The 3,865-nt window shown below is 68.6% G+C and carries 4 protein-coding genes and 1 rRNA gene; 3 read left to right on the forward strand and 2 right to left on the reverse strand.

Going from position 1 to position 3,865, the window contains the following annotated elements; translation table 11 throughout:
* Positions 1 to 110: ribosomal RNA gene (gene rrf / locus AC1DVT_RS18510) — 5S ribosomal RNA — on the forward strand; the annotation flags it as partial.
* 57 nt (positions 111 to 167) lie between these two features.
* Here the strand turns inward: rrf and AC1DVT_RS18515 are convergent.
* Positions 168 to 635, reverse strand: a complete 468-nt coding sequence (locus tag AC1DVT_RS18515; protein WP_477390668.1) for an N-acetyltransferase family protein — start codon at positions 633 to 635, stop codon at positions 168 to 170.
* A 134-nt stretch (positions 636 to 769) separates the two neighbouring features.
* Here AC1DVT_RS18515 and AC1DVT_RS18520 point away from each other — a divergent pair, with 134 nt between their 5' ends.
* Together AC1DVT_RS18520 and AC1DVT_RS18525 are read left to right on the forward strand one after the other, a co-directional pair.
* Positions 770 to 1,390: a PadR family transcriptional regulator gene (locus AC1DVT_RS18520; RefSeq protein WP_477390670.1), complete on the forward strand. Its 621-nt coding sequence runs from the start codon at positions 770 to 772 to the stop codon at positions 1,388 to 1,390.
* Positions 1,387 to 2,922 (forward strand): DHA2 family efflux MFS transporter permease subunit, encoded by a 1,536-nt coding sequence (locus tag AC1DVT_RS18525; RefSeq protein WP_477390672.1) that lies wholly within the window; start codon positions 1,387 to 1,389, stop codon positions 2,920 to 2,922. Before AC1DVT_RS18520 ends, AC1DVT_RS18525 begins: the two co-directional genes overlap by 4 nt.
* A 92-nt stretch (positions 2,923 to 3,014) precedes the next feature.
* On the opposite strand, the gene AC1DVT_RS18530 is transcribed toward AC1DVT_RS18525, so the two are convergent.
* Positions 3,015 to 3,865: siderophore-interacting protein (locus AC1DVT_RS18530; RefSeq protein ID WP_477390674.1), on the reverse strand; the 851-nt coding region annotated here is incomplete at its 5' end.

Genomic DNA, 3,865 nt, shown 5'->3' on the forward strand with positions numbered 1-3,865 from the left:
GCCATAGCGAGAGGGAAACGCCCGGTCCCATACCGAACCCGGAAGCTAAGCCTCTCAGCGCCGATGGTACTGCAGGGGGGACCCTGTGGGAGAGTAGGACACCGCCGGACTTCTTTCGAGAAATGGCCACCCAACGCTGGGTGGCCATTTCACGTTAACGCGCACAATCATTGTCGAGTGAGTTCCCACCGATAGAGAACGTCGGGTTCGCGCTCGTCATTGTCGCCGTCGGTGCTGCGCACTTCGACGAAGCCGCGCCGTTCGTAGAAGGTGCGGGCTCGGGTATTGCGCTGGAACGCCCAGAGCTGCAGATCCTCGGCCGTGCTCTCCTGCGCAAGGCGCAGCAGCCGCGATCCCACGCCCTGGCCTTGTGCCGACGTGGCGATGTAGAGGTGATTCACCCAGCCGGGGCTGAGCGCGAGCACGCCGAGAAGCACTGCGTCGTCCGTCGGGCTGACTGCAACCGTCACGTCGTCGGAGGGCAGCAGGACCCCCGCAACCCACCCATCGTCTTCCTCCAGGGTGTGGATGACCGCGAGCCAGGGCATCGCCTCGGCTCTCGACTGGCGGATGAGCCGGGCGATTGCCGGTGCATCCGCGAGGCGCGCGCCCCTGATGATCTCGCTCGTCGTCATGATCGACACGCTAGCGCGCGCCCCTCGTGAGGAACACCGTGCCGACCCCTACCTCTTCGGCTGAGGTATAGTCCATATGGACTAAACGTCACGGACTATTCGGTCCCACCCTCTTCCCCACGCAAAGGCTCATCATGAGAGACGCCGTCGATCGCCTCACCCCGCTGGCGGTGATGGTGCTCGCGCTGCTCGGCGAAGGCGACATGCATCCGTACGAGATGATCCGGCTCATGCGGCAGCGGCGGGACGACCGGCTCGTGCCGATCGCGAACGGCACTCTCTACCACACGGTCGCGCGGCTGGAACGGACCGGGCTCGTCGCCGAGGTCGGCGTCGACCGTGACGGCAACCGTCCCGATCGCACCACCTACACACTCACTCCGCGTGGCAGCGATGCCGTCTGCGAATGGGTGCGGCGCGAGCTCGCGCGCATCGATCACCCCGCGGAATTCCGCGTCGCACTCGCCGAATCGCACAATCTCGACCGCGACGAGGTGATCGGGCTGCTGCGCCTCCGCCGTGCCGCTCTCGCCGCGTCGCTGGAAACACTGCGCGAAGGTCGCGCCGCGGCGGTCGAGAAGGGCGTCCCCGAGCAGTTCCTGCTCGAGGTCGAGCGTGCCGTGCTGCTGCAGGGCGCCGACCTCGCCTGGCTCGACGGAATCCTCGAGCGCCTTGAAACCCACAGCTTCTCGTGGGGAGCGGTCATCGCGCCGACCCCGCACTATCTCGAATCCCGAAAGGCCGCACGACTATGACAGAGCAATCGACGGATGCCGCGGCATCCGCTCCTCTCGGGGAACCCCGCCTGATCACGGGCGTCAACAAGACGCAAGGACCCAAGAACCCGTGGCCGGCCCTGTGGGCCCTCGTCATCGGGTTCTTCATGATCCTCGTCGACACGACGATCGTCTCGGTCGCGAACCCGGCGATCAAGGCCGCGCTCGACCCCGACAGCGCGAACCTCGACAACGTCGTGTGGGTCACGAGCGCGTACCTGCTGGCGTATGCGGTGCCGCTGCTGATCACGGGGCGCCTCGGCGATCGCTTCGGACCCAAGCGCATCTACCTCATCGGACTCGTCGTCTTCACCCTGGCTTCGCTCGGCTGCGGACTGTCGGGCACGCTGACCCTGCTGATCGTCGCGCGTGCGGTGCAGGGCCTCGGCGCGGCGCTCATGACCCCGCAGACGATGGCCGTCATCACCCGCACCTTCCCGCCCGCGAACCGCGGCGCTGCCATGGGTCTGTGGGGTGYGACCGCCGGTGTCGCGACGCTGGTCGGACCGCTGGCCGGCGGGCTTCTCGTCGACGGCCTCGGGTGGGAGTGGATCTTCTTCATCAACATCCCGGTCGGCATCGTCGCGTTCGTGATGGCCGCGATCCTCGTGCCGAACCTGCCGACTCACCCGCATCGCTTCGACATCCTCGGTGTGCTGCTCAGCGCTGTCGGCCTCTTCCTCATCGTCTTCGGACTGCAGGAGGCGCAGCACTACGACTGGGGTGTGATCTGGGGCCCCATCACCGTGTGGGGCATGATCATCGCGGGCGTGCTCGTCATGGGGATCTTCATCTGGACTCAGGCACGCACGAAGAACGAGCCGCTCGTCCCGCTGGAGCTGTTCAAGGAGCGCAACTTCAGCGTCTCGAACATCGCGATCTCGACGGTCGGATTCACGGTCACGAGCATGTCACTGCCCCTCATGTTCTTCATCCAGCTTGCGCTCGGCCTGACGCCGACCCAGTCCGCACTGCTCCTCATCCCGATGGCGGTGCTGTCGGGCGTCCTCGCCCCCTTCGCAGGCAAGCTCCTCGATCGCACCGATCCCCGATTCCTCCTGGTGCCCGGGCTGCTGGCGGTCGCCGGGTCGCTGTTCTGGTACTCGGCGATCATGAACGTCGATACCCCGGTGTGGATGTTCCTCCTTCCTTCGGCGCTGATGGGCATCGGCAACGCGGGCATGTGGGGTCCGCTCGCGACGACGGCGACCCGCGGCCTCCCGATGAAGCAGGCGGGCGCCGGCGCGGGCATCTACAACACGACGCGCACCGTCGGCTCGGTGATCGGCTCGGCGGCCATCGCAGCCTTCATGCAGGGTCGCCTCGAGGCGAACCTCCCCGGTGCGTCGCAGGCCGCCAGCGGCTTCGGCGGCGGCACCCTGCCGCCGTTCGTGCTGGAGGGATTTTCCACGGCGATGGCGCAGTCGATCCTGCTGCCGGCCAGCGTCATCCTGGTCGGGCTGGTCGCGGTGCTCTTCCTGCGCCGCCCGCTGGTGCTCGACAAGCACTGAGTTCTCCCACCCGCGACCCGCACGCAGGCCTGAGGCCTGCGTGCGGGTCGCGGCACTTCCGGGAGCGCGCGAGCGGGTGCCGCAGCCGACGGTCAGTCGGGGTCGGCGGGGTCGATCGGCGCGTGGTGGTCGAAGCCGGCGGTCCCGCGCTTCCAGTAGCCGCTCATCGCGACCTGCTCCGCCGAGAGCCCGAGGGTGCGGCGCAGGTGCCGACGGAGGGCGACGAGAGCGGATGCCTCGCCCGCCGCGAAGACGAAGGTCGCGGCATCCGTTCCCACGCTGTCGAAGAGCGCGATGAGCGCATCGTCGCCGGAGCCTGCAGCCAGGGGGTGGACGCGGACGTCGCCGCGGCCGGAGGTCTCGGCGATGTAGTCATTGACCCAGCCGCCGTCGTCGGTCGTGATGGCGATGAGGTCGACCGCTGTCGCGGCGGGAACTTCCGCGGCCCACCGCGTGGCCGAGGGCAGCGCCGTCTCGTCGCACACGAGTACGAGCCGCGCAGCGCCTTGCGGCGCGCCCTTCGAGCCGCGCGGGCCGACGATGACGATCTCGTCGTCGATACGGGCCGCTGCCGCCCAGACCGCCGCCGGTCCGGGGGAGGGATGCAGGTAGAAGTCCAGGTCGACGGCGGCCCCGGCCCCGATGGTGACCACGCGCAACGGCGTGAAGTCGCGAGAGTGCACCGGGCCCTCCGGCCGGACGATGCCGTCTTCGGCGGGTCCGGCCGCAGTCGGGGCGACGAGTTCGCCGGTCGCCGGATCGGGGAAGAACACCCGGATGTGGTCGGACGGCCCGCCGCTGACGAAATCGCCGAAGTCTGGTCCGGTGACCCGCACCCGCAGGATCGCCGGCGCTACCTGCTCGACACCGATGACGCGCGCCCGACGGGCCGTGAACCGGTTGCGTCCACCCGCGCGGAAGAACGGCGAGGTCGGGTCGGCGC

It is taken from the genome of Microbacterium sp. P2_F9, assembly GCF_056403635.1.